Genomic DNA, 16,489 nt, shown 5'->3' on the forward strand with positions numbered 1-16,489 from the left:
GGGAATAACCACACTACATAGGCTCTGCCTTGCCTAAATAGCAAACACACTGCTGCAAATTTAATCTCGAAAGATAAACAGGCCCTAAGTTAAACCAATAATTTAGTTACAGGCTACTGCTCTCGGGCAATCGCTCTGTAAGCAATATCGGTGCGGTACTCCATACCTTCCCAGCTAATTTGTTTTACAAGCTCGTATGCACGTTGCTGTGCCTCGGTAACGGTATTGCCGAGTGCCGTTGCACATAATACACGTCCACCTGCGGTGACAACGTTTTCGCCATCTTGCTTAGTACCCGCATGAAATACTTTTTCATCAGCAGGGTAGTTAACTTTAAGGCCTGATATTGCATCACCTTTAGGGTAATCACCTGGGTAGCCTTTAGCGGCAAGTACAACACCTACGGCTGCGCGCGGGTCAAACTCAATGGTTGTTTTATCAAGCTCTTCGCGGTTTGCCGCTTCAACTAGTTCAACCAAGTCTGATTTAAGACGAAGCATCATAGGTTGCGTTTCAGGGTCACCAAAACGACAGTTGTACTCAATTACTTTTGGCGTGCCCTGGGCATCAATCATTAAGCCTGCGTATAAAAAGCCTGTGTAAGGATGGCCTTCGCTTGCCATACCCTCAACGGTAGGAACGATGACTTCGTTCATAATGCGCTGGTGGATTTCGTCGGTTACTACAGGTGCCGGTGAGTATGCGCCCATGCCGCCAGTATTTGGACCTTCATCGCCATTGTATGCACGCTTATGATCTTGGCTTGTTGCAAATGGCAAAATGTTTTTACCATCAACCATAACAATAAAAGAAGCTTCTTCGCCTTCTAAAAACTCTTCGATCACGACGCGGCTGCCAGCCTCGCCAAAAGCATTACCAGCAAGCATATCGCGAATAGCATCTTCAGCTTCGCGTTCATCCATTGCCACAATAACGCCTTTACCAGCTGCTAGGCCATCTGCTTTTATTACAATTGGCGCGCCTTTTTCTTTTAAATAAGCAAGGGCAGGGTCAATTTGTTCAAACGTTTGGTAATCAGCAGTTGGTATGGCATGGCGAGCTAAAAAGTCTTTAGTAAACGACTTAGAGCCTTCTAGCTGTGCTGCACCGGCTGTTGGACCAAAAATAGCGAGACCATGTTCACGGAACTTATCTACTACGCCTAATACAAGCGGTACTTCAGGGCCAACAATAGTAAGTTCTACATTGTTTTGTTGTGCAAAGCTTAATAGGCCATCTAGGTCTTCAACGTTAATTGCAACGTTTTCTAGTTTTGGCTCAAGTGCAGTACCGGCATTACCCGGTGCTACAAATACAGTGTTTACTTTCGTGTTTTGAGCGGCCTTAAACGCAAGTGCGTGTTCACGGCCGCCGCTGCCAATGACTAATACATTCATGGCGAAATATTCCTATTTAAAGCGGTTTTTTAAATTTCAGCGTCATACGGTCGCTTTCACCAATAGCTTTGTATTTATCAGCGTCTTGTTCGCCAAGGCGTAAGCTAGGTGGTAGCGTCCACACCCCTTTAGGGTGATCGGCTGTATCTTTTGGATTGGCGTTAATCTCACTGCTTGCAACTAATTCAAATCCAGCTTTTTTAGCTAAATCGACTACGTAACTTTGCTTCATGTAGCCGGTTGATTTTTGATCCTCATCAGGTCGGCTTTCATCTAAGCGATGTTCAACTACACCTAATACGCCACCTGGTTTTAACGCTTTATAAAAAGACTTAAATGCACTGAGTGCGCCTTTAGTGTCTTTACCCATGTACCAGTTATGTACATTGCGAAAGGTTAATACCATGTCGGCAGTGCCGGCAGGGGCAATATCAGTGTGCGTTAATGGGGCAAACTCAGAAATTTTTACTTTGCTAAAACGCTCATCCTCGGCCACTTTTTTCTTAAAGCCGGCTAAAGAGCGCTGGTAGTAACCTACCGATGAATCACTCGGAAAATGCGCTGCGTAATATAAGCCTTGCTCTTTAAGTGCTGGGGCTAAAATTTCGCTGTACCAACCACCGCCTGGGGCAATTTCAACCACAGTCATTGTTGGTTTAAAACCAAAAAATGCCAGTGTTTGCTCAGGGTGACGGTATTCATCGCGGGCGCTATTTTTAGCGCTACGCTCGCTTGATTGAATAGCATGGCTAAGGCTTGACTCATGGTTATGGCTAAGTGCCATTGTTGAGGTCAGCGTAAGCGAGGCAACAAGTAGTGACTTTAGTGCAAATTTCATCGTTTGTTCCTTAACATTTTATATAGGTGTTGAACCAGAATACGTGAATTGATTGCAAACAAAAAGGGCTAAACGTTGTGTTTAACCCTTTGTGTGATTAGTGGCGGAAGTGGCGCATGCCGGTAAATACCATCGCCATGCCAGCTTCGTCAGCGGCGGCGATAACTTCTTCATCGCGCATTGAACCACCCGGTTGAATAACCGCAGTAATACCAGCGGCTGCGGCTGCATCTATACCATCACGGAATGGGAAAAACGCATCTGATGCCATTACAGAGCCAGGTACTTCTAGATTTTCATCAGCGGCTTTAATACCCGCTATTTTAGCTGAGTAAACACGGCTCATTTGGCCTGCGCCTACGCCAATGGTCATACCGTCGCGGGCATATACAATCGCGTTTGATTTAACAAACTTAGCCACTTTCCAGCAAAATAGTAAATCTTTAAGTTCTTGCTCAGAAGGTTGGCGCTTAGATACGACTTTTAAATCGCCTTGGGTAACCATGCCTAGGTCGCGGTCTTGTACTAAAACACCGCCGTTAACGCGTTTAATATCGTGGCCAGTTGCTTTGCCACTCCATTGACCACACGCTAATAAGCGTACGTTCTTTTTCGCTTCAACAATTTTTGCTGCTTCGCTTGAAACGCTAGGAGCAATAATTACTTCAACAAATTGACGCTCAACAATGGCTTGTGCTGTTGCAGCGTCAAGCTCGCGGTTAAAGGCAATAATGCCACCAAACGCTGAGGTTGGATCTGTTTTAAAGGCGCGGTCGTAAGCACTAAGAATATCTTCGCCAATTGAAACGCCACATGGGTTTGCGTGTTTAACAATAACACATGCAGGTACATCAAATTCTTTAACACACTCAAGTGCGGCGTCGGTATCTGCAATGTTATTAAAAGAAAGGGCTTTACCTTGTAGCTGAGTAGCTGTTGCAACAGACGCTTCGCTTACGTTGTTTTCAACATAAAAAGCAGCATCTTGATGTGAGTTTTCACCGTAACGCATATCTTGCTTTTTAGTGAACTGCATATTGATAGTGCGTGGGAATTTAGTCTCTTCAGCGGCTTCTTCAGTGTAATCAGGTACCATTTTGCCAAAGTAGTTAGCAATCATGCCATCGTACTGAGCTGTGTGCTCATACGCGGCAATGGCTAAATCAAAACGTGTTTTGTACGTTGTTGAGCCATTGTTGCTTTGCATTTCGCTAATAACGCGCTCGTAATCGTTTGCGTTTACCACGATGGTGACGTCTTTGTGGTTTTTAGCGGCTGCACGAACCATGGTAGGTCCGCCAATATCAATGTTTTCAATAGCATCTTCAAGGCTGCAGTTTTCTTGAGCGACAGTATTCGCAAAGGGGTATAAGTTAACTACAACAATATCGATAGCAGAGATGTTGTTATCTGCCATTACGCTTTCATCTTGTCCGCGACGCGCTAAAATACCGCCGTGAATTTTAGGGTGAAGGGTTTTTACGCGACCATCCATGATTTCAGGATGACCTGTGTGATCTGATACTTCAGTCACTTTTATGCCGTTATCAGCAAGGAGTTTGCAGGTACCGCCAGTTGATAAAATATCTACACCTTGCGCTTCTAGTGCGCGGGCAAATTCAACAATACCGGTTTTATCAGACACACTTAATAGTGCGCGACGAATAGGACGATGAGTATCCATTGTAGTTTAATTTCCTCAGTTAATGAGCTAGCTTAGAAGCGGGCATTTTAACTGATTACTACTCAAAAAACGACTTATAAAGCGCCAATAAGCGTGAGCATTTTGCAACATCTCTACTAAATTGTGCGCATAAAAAAGCACCCTAAGGTGCTTTTTTTGCATGATACCAATTGTATTGGATTAGTAAGCAGTTATAACGATAGAAAAACAAGTCTATAACAAGGCAAAAATTTTACAGTGTAGTTATTCTACATAAGAAATTTTTAACGCCGTTATGGGCTTGTTTAGCTCGTTAGCATGCTTACGCTTTCAATATAATTGGTATTAGTTCATGCCGTATTTTTTAAGCTTTTTACGTAAAGTACCACGGTTGATACCTAGTAAAATTGCCGCACGAGTTTGGTTACCACGTGTGTATGTCATTACTTCTTCAAGTAATGGCGCTTCTAGCTCTGAAAGAACAAGGTCGTAAACGTCTTGCACATCTTGACCGTTAAGCTGCTTTAAATAGTGGTGAACAGCTTTTTTTACTGCATCACGCAATGGCTGCGGTTTCTCGTGTGACTGAACATGAGGGTTTGTGATAAATGGAGAAGTCACGTTTTGTTCGAACATTATTTAATCTCTTTCTTTCTTAGTTAGCTGCTAGTGTTTTAAAGTATTGCGTTAATGCGTCAACCTGTGCTTGTGGGTTGTCGAGCGCATTAAATACTCGCCTAAACTGACCGTCACTGTCATGGGTTTGCAAATACCAAGATACATGTTTGCGAGCGATTCGCGCTCCCATTGGCTCGCCGTAAAACGCATGGAGGTTATCTAAATGCTCCATTAAAATACTTCGCACCTCTGAAATAGCAGGTGGTGGTAAGTGTTCTCCAGTTCGCAAATAGTGGTCTATCTCCCTAAATATCCAAGGGCGACCTTGGGCGGCTCGGCCAATCATGATGGCATCTGCACCCGTATAGTCCAAAACCTGCTTTGCTTTTTCTGGAGATATAATATCACCATTAGCAACCACAGGTATCGACACTGAGCGTTTTATATCCCTAATCGTGGCATATTCTGCTTCACCTTTGTACATACATGCGCGTGTACGCCCATGTACGGCAAGTGACGCAATGCCATAACGCTCAGCTATTCTCGCAATCTCTACACCATTACGGTTGTCCTGATCCCATCCTGTGCGGATTTTAAGTGTGACCGGGATATCAACAGCGTTAACCACTGCATCAACTATCTCTTCCACAAGTTCAGGAAACTGTAATAATGCAGAGCCTGCGAGTTTCTTGTTCACTTTTTTTGCTGGGCACCCCATATTGATATCTATGATCTGAGCACCGTTAGCAACATTGAATTGTGCGGCCTGCGCCATAAGCTCAGGATCAGCTCCTGCAATTTGCACCGCGCGTATACCCGACTCACCGCTGTGATCCATACGGTTCATCGATTTTTCAGTTTTCCAAACCTTCGGGTTTGACGATAACATTTCAGACACGGCCAAGCCTGCGCCTAAGCGGCGGCAAAGCTGTCTAAATGGTCTGTCTGTAATACCTGCCATTGGCGCGACTATTACATTATTCTCAAGTTGGTATGAACCGATACGCACTGTATTCAATAGGCCTCTTTTCAAGGGGCGCTAAGTTTACGGTTTTTTTAGGAAAAATCAAAGGCTATAAATTGAACAAAAGTGACTTTTTTTTGCCCTTTTCGTATTGACTTTTGATAACCGCATGACAAGCGGGTCGATTTGTTTGAAATTTAAACAAAAAATAATTTTGTCAAATTATGCGTGCTAATTTTCTAACTGTAAAAAAATAGTAAAGCCTGTTAAATACAGGCTTTACATGCAAGTTTTGAGTTAAAACTCTAAATTTATAAATGTATGCGGTTAGCTATTTTTTGTGCCGCTTACACGGGTCCAATCACCCTCTAGTGCAATATCGTCAAGCTCAATAAACGGTGCGTAAATATCGGCAACCGATTGGGCTTGCTCTTCTAATATGCCCGACATAGCAATTTTGCCACCCGGTTTAAGTAATCCCAAAATTACACTGTGAAGCTCACGCAGCGGTTGCGCTAAAATATTAGCTACTACAATATCAGCACTAAACTCAGGTTGGTTTTCTGGTAGGTATACCTCAAGCTTATCGGCTACGCCATTACGCTGTGCGTTATCTAAGCTTGCTTCAAGTGCTTGCGGGTCAATATCAATACCTATCATGCGCTCTGCACCAAGTTTAATGGCTGCAATGCCTAAAATGCCCGAGCCACAACCAAAATCTACTACCGTTTTGCCGGTTAAATCTTGGCTTTCTAACCATTTAAGGCACAGTGCCGTTGTTGCATGCGTACCCGTACCAAATGCAAGGCCTGGGTCGAGCAGTACATTAACTGCATCTGGATCTGGAATGTCGCGCCAGCTTGGGCAGATCCACAGTTTTTCGCCGAACTGGATTGGGTGAAAGTTATCCATCCACTCACGTTCCCAGTCTTTATCTTCTAGTTGCTCAATTTTGTATACCAGTGTGTCTTTAATTTCATCATGACGCTTAAGTAATTCAATTACCGCGTTCATATCATGATTGGCTTCAAATAGACCAATTACAGTGGTATCGGCCCAAAACTCTACGGTGCCAATTTTAGGCTCATAAATAGGCGTGTCTTTAGCGTCAATAAAAGTAACAGAGGCGCTGCCTGCCTCCATTAATAAGTCACTCACTGCATCTGCGGTTGCAGCATTGGCATTGATACGGATTTGGATCCAAGCCATGGTTGTTTCCTTTAAATAGAAAAAAGGCCGCTACAGCGGCCTTTTTAGTTTATATGAAGCGCTAAATTATTTAGCGTCTAAAAAGCTTTTTAGTAAATCAGAGCGAGAAGGGTGGCGTAATTTACGCAGTGCTTTCGCTTCTATTTGACGAATACGCTCACGTGTTACGTCAAACTGTTTACCTACTTCTTCTAAGGTGTGGTCGGTATTCATATCAATACCAAAGCGCATACGAAGTACTTTAGCTTCACGGGCTGTAAGGCCTGCTAGCACGTCGTTTGTTGCGCCACGAAGAGATTCCATTGTTGCCGAGTCGATTGGCGAATCAATAGTGGTATCTTCGATAAAGTCACCTAAGTGCGAATCTTCATCATCACCGATTGGTGTTTCCATCGAAATTGGCTCTTTGGCAATTTTAAGTACCTTACGGATTTTATCCTCAGGCATCATCATGCGTTCTGCTAATTCTTCAGGATTTGGCTCACGACCCATTTCTTGTAACATTTGACGAGAGATACGGTTAAGTTTATTAATCGTTTCTATCATATGTACTGGAATACGGATTGTTCTTGCTTGGTCAGCAATTGAGCGGGTAATCGCTTGGCGAATCCACCACGTAGCATAAGTCGAGAACTTATAACCACGGCGGTATTCAAACTTATCTACCGCTTTCATCAAGCCAATGTTACCTTCTTGGATTAAATCTAAGAACTGTAAACCACGGTTTGTGTATTTTTTAGCAATTGAGATTACAAGACGTAAGTTAGCTTCAACCATTTCTTTTTTCGCACGGCGCGCTTTTGCTTCACCAATGCTCATACGACGGTTAATGTCTTTAATACGCTCAATGCTTAAGCCTGTGCTTTCTTCAATTACACATAGCTTTTGGATGCAACGAATAATTTCAGGCTTCACTTCTTCAAGTTTAGCTGAATGTTTTTCGTTAGCATTTATTTCTAGGTCTAGCCACGCTGAGTCAGTTTCGTTATTAGCAAAGTGCTTAATAAACGTTTTCTTAGGTAGCTTAGCAATTTGTACCGCTTGTTTCATGATAAGGCGTTCTTGAATACGCACTCTATCCATCATTTCACGCATGTTGTTAACCATGCGATCAAACTGTTTTGGTACTAATTTAAAAGTTCTGAAAAGCTCGCCAATTTCAAAAATAGCGGCTTGAGAATCTGGGTGCGAACGCCCTTTTTCATCAAAGGTAGCGCGAGCTTTAACGTATAAATCACGTAAGTTTTCAAAGTGAATACGGGCTTCTTCTGGATCTGGGCCTGTATCTACTTCTTCTTCGTCTTCATCGTCATCGCTGTCTTTGTCATCTTCATCATCGTCTTCATCAAGTTGTTCTTCACTTAATTCAGAGCCAATGTGAGTTGCTGAGATTTGCGCTTCGTCTTCGTTAGGGTCGAAAAAGCCTGAAATAATGTCGCTTAAGCGCATTTCTTCTGCTTCAAACTTATCCCACTGTTCAAGTAGGTAAGTAATCGCTTCAGGGTATTCGGCAACAGAAATTTGTACCTGGTTGATACCTTCTTCAATACGCTTAGCGATTACAATTTCGCCTTCACGTGTAAGAAGTTCAACAGTACCCATTTCACGCATATACATGCGCACTGGGTCAGTTGTACGGCCAATTTCTTTTTCTACAGTTGCAAGGGCTGCAGCAGCAGCTTCTGCTGCGTCTTCGTCTGTCGTGGTTTCTTGCATCATTAATTCATCAGCATCAGGCGCGTTTTCGCTAACCTTGATACCCATGTCATTAATCATGCTAATGATATCTTCTACTTGATCTGAGTCGATTATGTCTTGTGGAAGGTGATCATTTACTTCAGCAAAAGTTAAGTAGCCTTGCTCTTTACCTTTTTGAATCAGAAGTTTTAATTGTGACTGAGGAGTTGGATCCATAGAGATTGTTTCTTCCACTCTGATAAGTTGATACAACAGGCGTCATCATAGAGTTAGCCTTTTAACTAACTTTAATAATGTGACGCAGTGAATAGCACAGTATAACAGTTTAAATCAAGTCTGACTAGCTGTTACTCGCTTTTAGCGCTGTCATAAGTAAATGACATTCTAGTTTTTCATCACTTGATAAGCCCTGTGTCTTGTCCTTTATTAATAGGGTCTCTAGTCGATAATTTAAACACTGATCTTCAATAAATTTAAAAGTATTTTGAAAAACAGTCTCTAAACGCTCATCACTAATTTGGTGCTGCCATGTGGCAAGCTTTACTAGTGGTTCGTAATCTTCGGAATCTCTAAATGATTCGAGTAAAACCGCTGTGTTAGCATTGTCTTTTTGCAGTGCGCGCTCTTGTAAGCGCAGTAGCAAACCAATGCCTGCTATGTTCATTTGCGCCAATTCTGGCAAATGGGGCACACTTTTAGCTAACTGTGGGTGCTGAATTAAAATACCAATAGCTTGGCGCATTGGGGTAATTTTAAATTTTCGTTCAACAGCGTGTTGTTGCTTTGGTGTTTTTAAGCGGCTATTTAGTTGCTCACGCGTACGGCCAATTAATCGCCCTAACTGCTCTAAAATATTTTCTTGGTAAAATTCACTCGGAATTTTTTCAATTAACGGCAAAGCGGCACTTAATAGCTTCGCTTTGCCTGAGTCGAGTGTTAGGTCTACTTCTTGGCTAAGCTTATTAAATAAAACTTTGGTAAAATCATCTGCTTGGCTTAAGCGTTGCTCAAACTGTGTTTTACCTTCTTGCTGAACCAGTGAATCAGGGTCTTCGCCGTCAGGTAAAAATACAAAGTGTAATGCTTTGCCATCGTTTAAGTAGGGCAGGGCATTTTCTAGTGCTCGCCATGCAGCGTCGCGGCCAGCTCTGTCGCCATCGTAACAACAAATAACTTTGTCGGTGGTTCTAAATAGCGTATGCATATGCTCGCTTGTTGTTGCGGTGCCAAGCGCAGCTACGGCATATTCAATACCTTGCTCTGCAAGTGCAACTACATCCATGTAACCTTCTACAATGAGTACATGTTCAAGCTTTTTATGTGCTTGTTTTGCCTCATACAGACCATATAGCTCAAAGCCTTTATGAAAAATGCGGGTCTCTGGTGAGTTGAGGTATTTTGGCCCTTGGTCGGCTTGCATTACACGCCCGCCAAAGGCAATAACACGGCCACGTTTATCACGAATAGGGAACATTAACCGATCACGGAAAAAATCAAACTGCCTACCTGGTGTTTTTTCTGAGGCGAGCTTAAGCTCGACCAGCTGTTCTTTTTGCTCTTTTGTTCGGCCAAGTTGTTGGCACAGCGCTTCCCATTCGCTCGGCGCATAGCCAATCATAAACTTTTTAACGGTTTCGCCACTTAAACCACGCCCTTTTACATAGTCAATCACCGCAGCAGAGTTACTGTGGTGCTTTAATTGATGCTGGTAAAAGCGTGCTGTGTGTAACATTAAATCGTAATCTGAGCGCTTTTGCGCTGCCGTGCGCTCAGGTGCTGAGCTACTGCCTTTCTCGCGAGGTACGTCTAAATTTAAAAGGCTTGCGAGCTCTTCTATAGCATCAACAAATTCAAGCTTGTCGTATTCCATAACAAACGAAATAGCGTTGCCATTAGCACCACAGCCAAAGCAGTGGTAAAACTGTTTATCTTGAGAAACAGTAAACGAGGGAGATTTTTCGTTATGGAAAGGGCAGCAAGCTTGGTAGTCTTTACCTGCTTTTTTAAGACCAACTTTAGAGTCTATTAGCTCTACAATATCTGTTCTGGCGAGTAAATCGTCAATAAAATTTCGTGGGATCTTTCCAGCCATGTTTTGTAAGTAGTCCTAACAATTGGTGAGGTGTAATTTCAACACAATGCGCGCATTTATAAAAGGGGTATCGGTAAGCTAAAAAGTTACATTATATCCATGGGCAATAATACTTAATCATTTTTAGGTGCTAAACCTGACGCTAACAGCATACAAAGCTAGGATATTGAAGGTAGAGCAGTGCAGGCGCAGTAAGTGATAGCCCTAAATAACCCATTTTACCTAGCCCTCGATGTGCTTTTGTAGTTACACAATAAATCACTTAATTACATGCACGAGCATTACTTAAAAGCGTTTTGTTTATCTACTTAAACGAAGAAACCGAGCACTAGGCTCGGTTTGCTTTAATCATACTTTGTGTATGTGGGAGTATTAGGCTGTTAATCGTTGCTTAATTAAACCAGAAAGCTTGCCCATATCGGCACGTCCTTCGGCTTTGCTTTTGATTATACCCATTACTTTACCCATGTCTTGCATACCTGCTGCATTAGTATCAGCAATAGCCGCATCAATAAGGGCAACAATTTCTTCTTCACTCAATTGTTGAGGTAAAAAAGTTTCTAGTGCTGCGATCTCATTGGCTTCAATTTCGGCTAAATCTTCACGCCCAGCATCTTTGTACTGAGTGTAAGAATCACGACGTTGTTTAACAAGCTTCACTATAACGGAGGTAATACCTGCGTCGTCTAGTGTTATTTGCTCGTCAATCTCACGTTGCTTGATTGCGGCAAGCACCATGCGAATAGGGTTAAGACGTTGTTTGTCTTTCGCTCTCATCGCATCTTTTTGCGCATCTTTTAGCGTTATTAAAAGGCTCATTTATACAAGACCTAATACTATTAGTATAATTTAACGCGACGTGCGTTATCGCGAGAAAGCTTCTTCATGTGACGCTTAACCGCTGCAGCTTTTTTACGCTTACGCTCAGCTGTTGGCTTTTCATAGTGCTCGCGACGACGAACTTCTGAAAGGATACCTGCTTTTTCACATGAACGCTTGAAGCGACGAAGTGCTACGTCAAACGGTTCGTTCTCTCTTACTTTAATTACTGGCATTAAAAATTCACCTACCTAAATTATGAGCGTTGCTCAAGTTGATCAAACATTGATCAAGTGGTTCAAAAATGGTGCGGTATTGTAATCCGAAGCAACACCACATGTAAAGGATAATATTAACAGAAATGCAGCGGCTTAAATAGTGTTAATTTGGCTGGCGTTGGTATAGCCTACAGAATACTTGCCCTGCTTTTTTCTCTTTAATTAACAGCCAGTTATCTGGTTGTGAAAAGCTGCTTAGCTCGGTTTCTACCTCAACATAAATGAGCGCGTCTTCGCTAAGCCATTGGTTATTTTCTAATAAATCACAGCTACTTTGCGCTAAGTTTTTACGAAATGGTGGGTCAACAAAAACTAAATTAAATGGTGAATTTGTATTCTTTTGCTCTAAATATGAGAGTGAATTAGTGTGTTTTACCTGTGCATTTTCAAGCTTTAAGGTACTAATATTTTGCTCAATTTGCTTAGCAGCCGAGGCATCTAGTTCGATAAACGTGGTGCTTTTAGCAAACCGAGAAAGCGCTTCAAAGCCAAGCCCGCCAGAGCCTGCAAAGCAATCGAGTACTGTTGCATCGCGCGTATCTTGCATTAACCAATTAAACACGGTTTCTTTAATGCGGTCTGTTGTTGGGCGTAGCCCTTCTACATTTTTTACCGGCAGTTTACGGCCACGAAATTGCCCGCTAATTACTCTAATAAAGCCGTCAGTAGATTTGCTAATTGCTTTATTTTTCGTTGTTTTTTTTCTCATTTAGGTCACTAAAAAATGGTATAAGGGATCTAGCTCAGATAATATTGTGCGTAGTTTACGTTTAGCTTCATTTTTCAACCGCATTAAAAGTGTTACTATTTAGCACTTACGTTTTGAACGGTTGTTTGGCCGGCACGCTTTGCTGAGCCACACCAAGCTATTTCAAATTTTAGTTTATCAGATTTTTATAAGTGGTTATTAGCAAGTATGGCAAAAAAAAGTAAATTCATGTCTTGGCTCGGTTTTGGTAAGTCAGATAAAAAACAAGCAGAAGCTGATAAACAACAGGCATTAGCTCAGCAACAAGAAGCTGAGCGCTTAGCGGCAGAAAAGGCCGAAGCAGAGCGTGAAGAACAAGCACGTATTGCTGCTGAAAAAGCACAAGCAGAGCGTTTAGCAATTGAAAAGGCTAATGCAGAGTTGTTTGCAAAAGAGCAAGCCGAAGCACAGGCGCAACAACAAGCACAAGCTGCTCGTCTAGCTGAGCAAGAAGCGCAAATGCGTTTAGAGCAAGAGCGAATGGCTGCACAGCGAGCTGAGCAACAACGTTTAGACACAGAGCGCGAGCAAGCTGAGCAAGATGAAAAATTAGCAATTGAAAAAGCCAACGCTGAGTTGCTTGCGAAAGAGCAAGCTGAAGCACAGGTACAACAACAAGCACAAGCCGCTCGTTTAGCAGAGCAAGAAGCGCAAATGCGTTTAGAGCAAGAGCGTGTTGCAGCAGAAAAAGCTGAAGCTGAGCGTTTAGAACAAGAGCGTATTGCTGCAGAAAAAGCAGAAGCTGATCGCTTAGAACAAGAGCGTATTGCAGCAGAACAGGCAGAAGCTGAACGTGTAGAGCAAGAGCGTATTGCAGCAGAACAGGCAGAGGCTGAACGCTTAGAACAAGAGCGTATTGCACAAGAACAGGCAGAAGCTGAACGCGCAGAGCAAGAACGTATTGCTGCAGAAGCAGAAGCTGAGCGTTTAGAGCAACAGCGAATTGCTGCAGAACAAGCAGAAGCTGAACGTTTAGAGCAAGAGCGTATTGCTGCAGAAGCGGAAGCTGAGCGTTTAGAGCAACAGCGAATTGCCGCAGAGCAAGCAGAAGCTGAGCGCTTAGAACAAGAGCGTATTGCACAAGAACAGGCAGAAGCTGAACGTGCAGAGCAAGAACGTATTGCAGCAGAGGCCGAAGCTGATCGTTTAGAGCAAGAGCGCATTACGGCAGAGCTTGCAAAAGAAGAAGCTAAACTTGCCGAAAAGCCTAAAAAAGAAGGCTTTTTTTCACGTCTTAAAAAAGGGTTATTAAAAACCCGTGTAAATATAGGCTCTGGCTTTGCATCTATTTTTAGTGGTAAAAAAATAGACGATGATTTATTTGAAGATTTAGAAACACAGCTTCTTACCGCCGATTTAGGTGTTGATACCACCATGAAGCTGATTGATAGCCTTACTGATGCCGCCGATCGCAAGCAGCTTAAAGATGGCGATGCGCTTTATGACTTAATGAAGCAAGAAATGGCCGCAATGCTTAAAACAGCTGAGCAACCGCTTGAGATACATGCTGATAAAAAACCATTTGTTATATTAATGGTCGGTGTAAACGGCGTAGGTAAAACGACAACCATTGGTAAGTTAGCTAAGCAATTTCAAAATGAAGGTAAGTCGGTTATGTTGGCCGCAGGTGATACCTTTCGTGCAGCAGCCGTAGAGCAGCTGCAAGTGTGGGGCGAGCGTAACAGCATTCCTGTTATTGCCCAGCACACTGGTGCAGATAGTGCCTCGGTGGTGTTTGATGCATTTCAAGCCGCTAAAGCGCGTAATGTAGATGTATTAATTGCTGATACAGCAGGGCGCTTGCAAAATAAAGATAACTTAATGCAAGAGCTTGAAAAAATAGCCCGCGTAATGAAGAAAATTGACCCCGATGCACCGCATGAAGTTATGCTAACCATTGATGCGGGTACAGGTCAAAATGCAATTAGCCAAGTAAACTTATTTAATCAATGTGTTGGTTTAACCGGTATTACCCTCTCAAAACTTGATGGTACTGCTAAAGGTGGGGTTATATTTGCGGTTGCAGATAAGTTTAATATTCCTATTCGTTACATTGGTGTTGGCGAAGGTATTGATGATTTACGCGCATTTAAAAGCGATGACTTTATTGACGCTTTATTTAGCCAAGATGAGGATGACGCTTAATACATAAAAGGGAGCTTGCTCCCTTTTTTGGTCTGTTTATCTTTTGAGATTAAACATGCGCTGCCCTTTGGGCTATTTACTTTTTATTGCTCGGTTTTACTTTGCCTTCTGGGCTATAAACCTTGCGCCGCGATTAAATAGTCTCTAGGCAGAGCAAATTTCAATCCTGAAAGGTCAACAGGCCCTAGCTAAGGAATTCCATTTTACTAATTTGGGACTGGCATAATAAAAAATGATAAATTTTCAGCAAGTAAGTAAAACCTATCCGGGTGGGCATCGCGCTCTCGAAAAAGTTACATTTCATATTAAGCCTGGCGAACTGGCTTTTTTAACAGGCCACAGTGGTGCGGGTAAAAGTACCTTATTAAAGCTCATTAGCTTAATGGAGCGCCCCTCTGCAGGCAACGTGCTAATTAATGGTGTTGATTTAAATAAAGTTAATTCTCGGCAAATTCCTTATGCGCGCCGCGATATTGGTATTATTTTTCAAAATCATCGATTGTTAGAGCGTTACACTGTGTTTGATAACGTTGCACTGCCGTTGATTATTGAAGGCACTCATCATAAACAAATCGCTAAACGAGTTCATGGTGCGCTAGATAAAGTAGGGCTGTTAGATAAAGTTAAATGCCATCCTTCTACACTCTCTGGTGGTGAGCAGCAACGCGTAGGTATTGCCAGAGCGATTGTAAATTCTCCGCCTATTTTATTAGCTGATGAACCAACGGGTAACCTTGACCCCGAGCTCTCTATGGAAATATTAAGGCTATTTGAAGATTTTAATAAACACGGTACGACAGTACTTATAGCAACACATGACCTTGGTCTGGTGTCGCGTTTAAAATACCGTAGCCTGACTTTAAAAGATGGCCGTATGCTTGAAGACCCACTTGCGGAGGGCACGCTGTGAGCTTGTTATTTAAAGGACGCCAAAATTCAAACGATAAACAAAAAAAATCAGCCATAGCTGGCGGTTATTTTTTTATTATAAATATTTTTCGCCAAGGGGTGCACAGTTTAGGTGAAATGTGGCGTACGCCACTTGCATCATTAATGACAATTGCTGTACTTGGGCTAAGTTTAACATTGCCTGCAACGCTTTATTTAGTCGTAAAAAATGTACAGCAAGTCAGTAGCGGGTTTGAAGAAGCCAGTGAAATATCGCTTTTTGTAAAAGAAAGTATGAGCGAACAAGAAACACAAACCTTAGTAAAGCGTTTAGCACTTTACGCCGAGGTAGAAAGTGTTGAATTTATTTCTAAGCAGCAAGCATTAACTGAATTTAAAGATGTGTCGGGGTTTGGGCAAGCTTTAGAGTACCTAGATAGCAACCCGCTACCCGATGTTGTATTAGTGACACCTACTAAGCGGCATCGCCAGCCTAATGCGGCTAAAGCGCTGCTTACAAAGCTTGAGAACGAGCGCGAAGTAGATTTTGGTAAGCTTGATATTGCTTGGCTTGAGCGCCTAAATGCATTATTAGACTTATTAAAAGAAAGCGTTATCACAATTGCTTTATTACTTCTTACCTCTGTCACGCTTATTATTGGTAATACGATTCGTTTATCGATTATGGATAAAAAAGAAGAAATACAAGTAATGAAGTTAGTAGGTGCTACCAATACATTTATACATGCTCCGTTTTTGTGGACCGGCATTTGGTATGGCGTTATAGGGGGCTTGTTTGCATTTATTTGTATTGCCTTAATGATGTGGTGGTTAACTAGTGCAGTAAGCAGCGTTGCAGGCGTGTATCAAACAAGCTTTTCGTTAATTGGTTTAACGCTTAATGAGTTTGGCGCATTAGTATTGCTAGCAACTAGCTTAGGCTTTATTGGTTCTTACTTATCGGTTAACCGATATATTAAAGAAATTGAGCCTGATAAAGTATAAGTACGGCTGCTAATGGCTGACTCAAAAATGTCATGTTTGTATATTATTATCCTCAAATGAGATTAGTTGTAAATGCGCTGTTACGCTTGCGCTAATCTCTTGCAATCCCTTAGTTCATCACTTATTC

Annotated in this window: 14 protein-coding genes; 3 read left to right on the plus strand and 11 right to left on the minus strand. The window is 42.3% G+C overall.

Features of this window, described 5'->3' with window-relative positions; genetic code table 11:
• Positions 1–113: 113 nt before the first annotated feature.
• The 11 genes from purD to rsmD all read right to left on the minus strand — a co-directional run bounded on the left by purD (position 114) and on the right by rsmD (position 12,285).
• A complete protein-coding gene (gene purD, locus OIZ54_RS14570) occupies positions 114–1,397 on the minus strand; it encodes a phosphoribosylamine--glycine ligase (RefSeq protein WP_024031418.1) in 1,284 nt (427 codons plus the stop codon).
• A gap of 16 nt (positions 1,398–1,413) precedes the next feature.
• A complete protein-coding gene (locus OIZ54_RS14575; protein ID WP_024031417.1) occupies positions 1,414–2,235 on the minus strand; it encodes a class I SAM-dependent methyltransferase in 822 nt (273 codons plus the stop codon).
• 97 nt (positions 2,236–2,332) lie between these two features.
• A complete protein-coding gene (gene purH / locus OIZ54_RS14580; RefSeq protein ID WP_004588631.1) occupies positions 2,333–3,919 on the minus strand; it encodes a bifunctional phosphoribosylaminoimidazolecarboxamide formyltransferase/IMP cyclohydrolase in 1,587 nt (528 codons plus the stop codon).
• 324 nt (positions 3,920–4,243) lie between these two features.
• Positions 4,244–4,534: a DNA-binding transcriptional regulator Fis gene (gene fis / locus OIZ54_RS14585; protein ID WP_002957804.1), complete on the minus strand. Its 291-nt coding sequence runs from the start codon at positions 4,532–4,534 to the stop codon at positions 4,244–4,246.
• 19 nt (positions 4,535–4,553) lie between these two features.
• A complete protein-coding gene (dusB, locus tag OIZ54_RS14590; RefSeq protein ID WP_264390703.1) occupies positions 4,554–5,525 on the minus strand; it encodes a tRNA dihydrouridine synthase DusB in 972 nt (323 codons plus the stop codon).
• 282 nt (positions 5,526–5,807) lie between these two features.
• Entirely contained in the window at positions 5,808–6,689 is an 882-nt protein-coding gene (gene prmA, locus OIZ54_RS14595) for a 50S ribosomal protein L11 methyltransferase (protein WP_264390683.1), read from the minus strand.
• Positions 6,690–6,755: 66 nt separating this feature from the next.
• Positions 6,756–8,603, minus strand: coding sequence for an RNA polymerase sigma factor RpoD (rpoD, locus tag OIZ54_RS14600; RefSeq protein ID WP_054983281.1), 1,848 nt, complete (start codon positions 8,601–8,603; stop codon positions 6,756–6,758).
• Between the two features lie 124 nt (positions 8,604–8,727).
• A complete protein-coding gene (gene dnaG, locus OIZ54_RS14605) occupies positions 8,728–10,479 on the minus strand; it encodes a DNA primase (RefSeq protein ID WP_024031414.1) in 1,752 nt (583 codons plus the stop codon).
• A 372-nt stretch (positions 10,480–10,851) separates the two neighbouring features.
• The gene (locus OIZ54_RS14610) at positions 10,852–11,298 is read right to left on the minus strand and encodes a GatB/YqeY domain-containing protein (protein WP_004588626.1); all 447 of its coding nucleotides are present in this window, start codon (positions 11,296–11,298) and stop codon (positions 10,852–10,854) included.
• A 20-nt stretch (positions 11,299–11,318) separates the two neighbouring features.
• Positions 11,319–11,534: a 30S ribosomal protein S21 gene (gene rpsU / locus OIZ54_RS14615; protein WP_002957797.1), complete on the minus strand. Its 216-nt coding sequence runs from the start codon at positions 11,532–11,534 to the stop codon at positions 11,319–11,321.
• Between the two features lie 145 nt (positions 11,535–11,679).
• Positions 11,680–12,285: a 16S rRNA (guanine(966)-N(2))-methyltransferase RsmD gene (gene rsmD / locus OIZ54_RS14620; RefSeq protein WP_004588625.1), complete on the minus strand. Its 606-nt coding sequence runs from the start codon at positions 12,283–12,285 to the stop codon at positions 11,680–11,682.
• Positions 12,286–12,492: 207 nt separating this feature from the next.
• Here rsmD and ftsY point away from each other — a divergent pair, with 207 nt between their 5' ends.
• The 3 genes from ftsY to ftsX all read left to right on the plus strand — a co-directional run bounded on the left by ftsY (position 12,493) and on the right by ftsX (position 16,362).
• Positions 12,493–14,469, plus strand: coding sequence for a signal recognition particle-docking protein FtsY (gene ftsY, locus OIZ54_RS14625; RefSeq protein WP_264390684.1), 1,977 nt, complete (start codon positions 12,493–12,495; stop codon positions 14,467–14,469).
• Between the two features lie 232 nt (positions 14,470–14,701).
• Complete coding sequence (gene ftsE, locus OIZ54_RS14630; protein WP_004588623.1) at positions 14,702–15,379, plus strand: cell division ATP-binding protein FtsE; 678 nt, start codon at positions 14,702–14,704, stop codon at positions 15,377–15,379.
• Entirely contained in the window at positions 15,376–16,362 is a 987-nt protein-coding gene (gene ftsX, locus OIZ54_RS14635) for a permease-like cell division protein FtsX (protein WP_004588622.1), read from the plus strand. The genes ftsE and ftsX overlap by 4 nt, the downstream gene beginning before the upstream one ends.
• The last annotated feature ends 127 nt before the right edge of the window (positions 16,363–16,489 follow it).

The sequence above is a fragment of the Pseudoalteromonas sp. A3 genome, from assembly GCF_025942345.1.
GTDB lineage: Bacteria > Pseudomonadota > Gammaproteobacteria > Enterobacterales > Alteromonadaceae > Pseudoalteromonas > Pseudoalteromonas atlantica.

Coding starts and splice junctions, on each gene's coding strand:
- ftsE (WP_004588623.1), top strand. CDS start 14,702: ATGATAAATTTTCAGCAAGTAAGTAAAACCTATCCGGGTGGGCATCGC.
- fis (WP_002957804.1), bottom strand. CDS start 4,534: ATGTTCGAACAAAACGTGACTTCTCCATTTATCACAAACCCTCATGTT.
- OIZ54_RS14610 (WP_004588626.1), bottom strand. CDS start 11,298: ATGAGCCTTTTAATAACGCTAAAAGATGCGCAAAAAGATGCGATGAGA.
- dnaG (WP_024031414.1), bottom strand. CDS start 10,479: ATGGCTGGAAAGATCCCACGAAATTTTATTGACGATTTACTCGCCAGA.
- purH (WP_004588631.1), bottom strand. CDS start 3,919: ATGGATACTCATCGTCCTATTCGTCGCGCACTATTAAGTGTGTCTGAT.
- rpoD (WP_054983281.1), bottom strand. CDS start 8,603: ATGGATCCAACTCCTCAGTCACAATTAAAACTTCTGATTCAAAAAGGT.
- rsmD (WP_004588625.1), bottom strand. CDS start 12,285: ATGAGAAAAAAAACAACGAAAAATAAAGCAATTAGCAAATCTACTGAC.
- rpsU (WP_002957797.1), bottom strand. CDS start 11,534: ATGCCAGTAATTAAAGTAAGAGAGAACGAACCGTTTGACGTAGCACTT.
- OIZ54_RS14575 (WP_024031417.1), bottom strand. CDS start 2,235: ATGAAATTTGCACTAAAGTCACTACTTGTTGCCTCGCTTACGCTGACC.
- ftsY (WP_264390684.1), top strand. CDS start 12,493: ATGGCAAAAAAAAGTAAATTCATGTCTTGGCTCGGTTTTGGTAAGTCA.
- prmA (WP_264390683.1), bottom strand. CDS start 6,689: ATGGCTTGGATCCAAATCCGTATCAATGCCAATGCTGCAACCGCAGAT.
- purD (WP_024031418.1), bottom strand. CDS start 1,397: ATGAATGTATTAGTCATTGGCAGCGGCGGCCGTGAACACGCACTTGCG.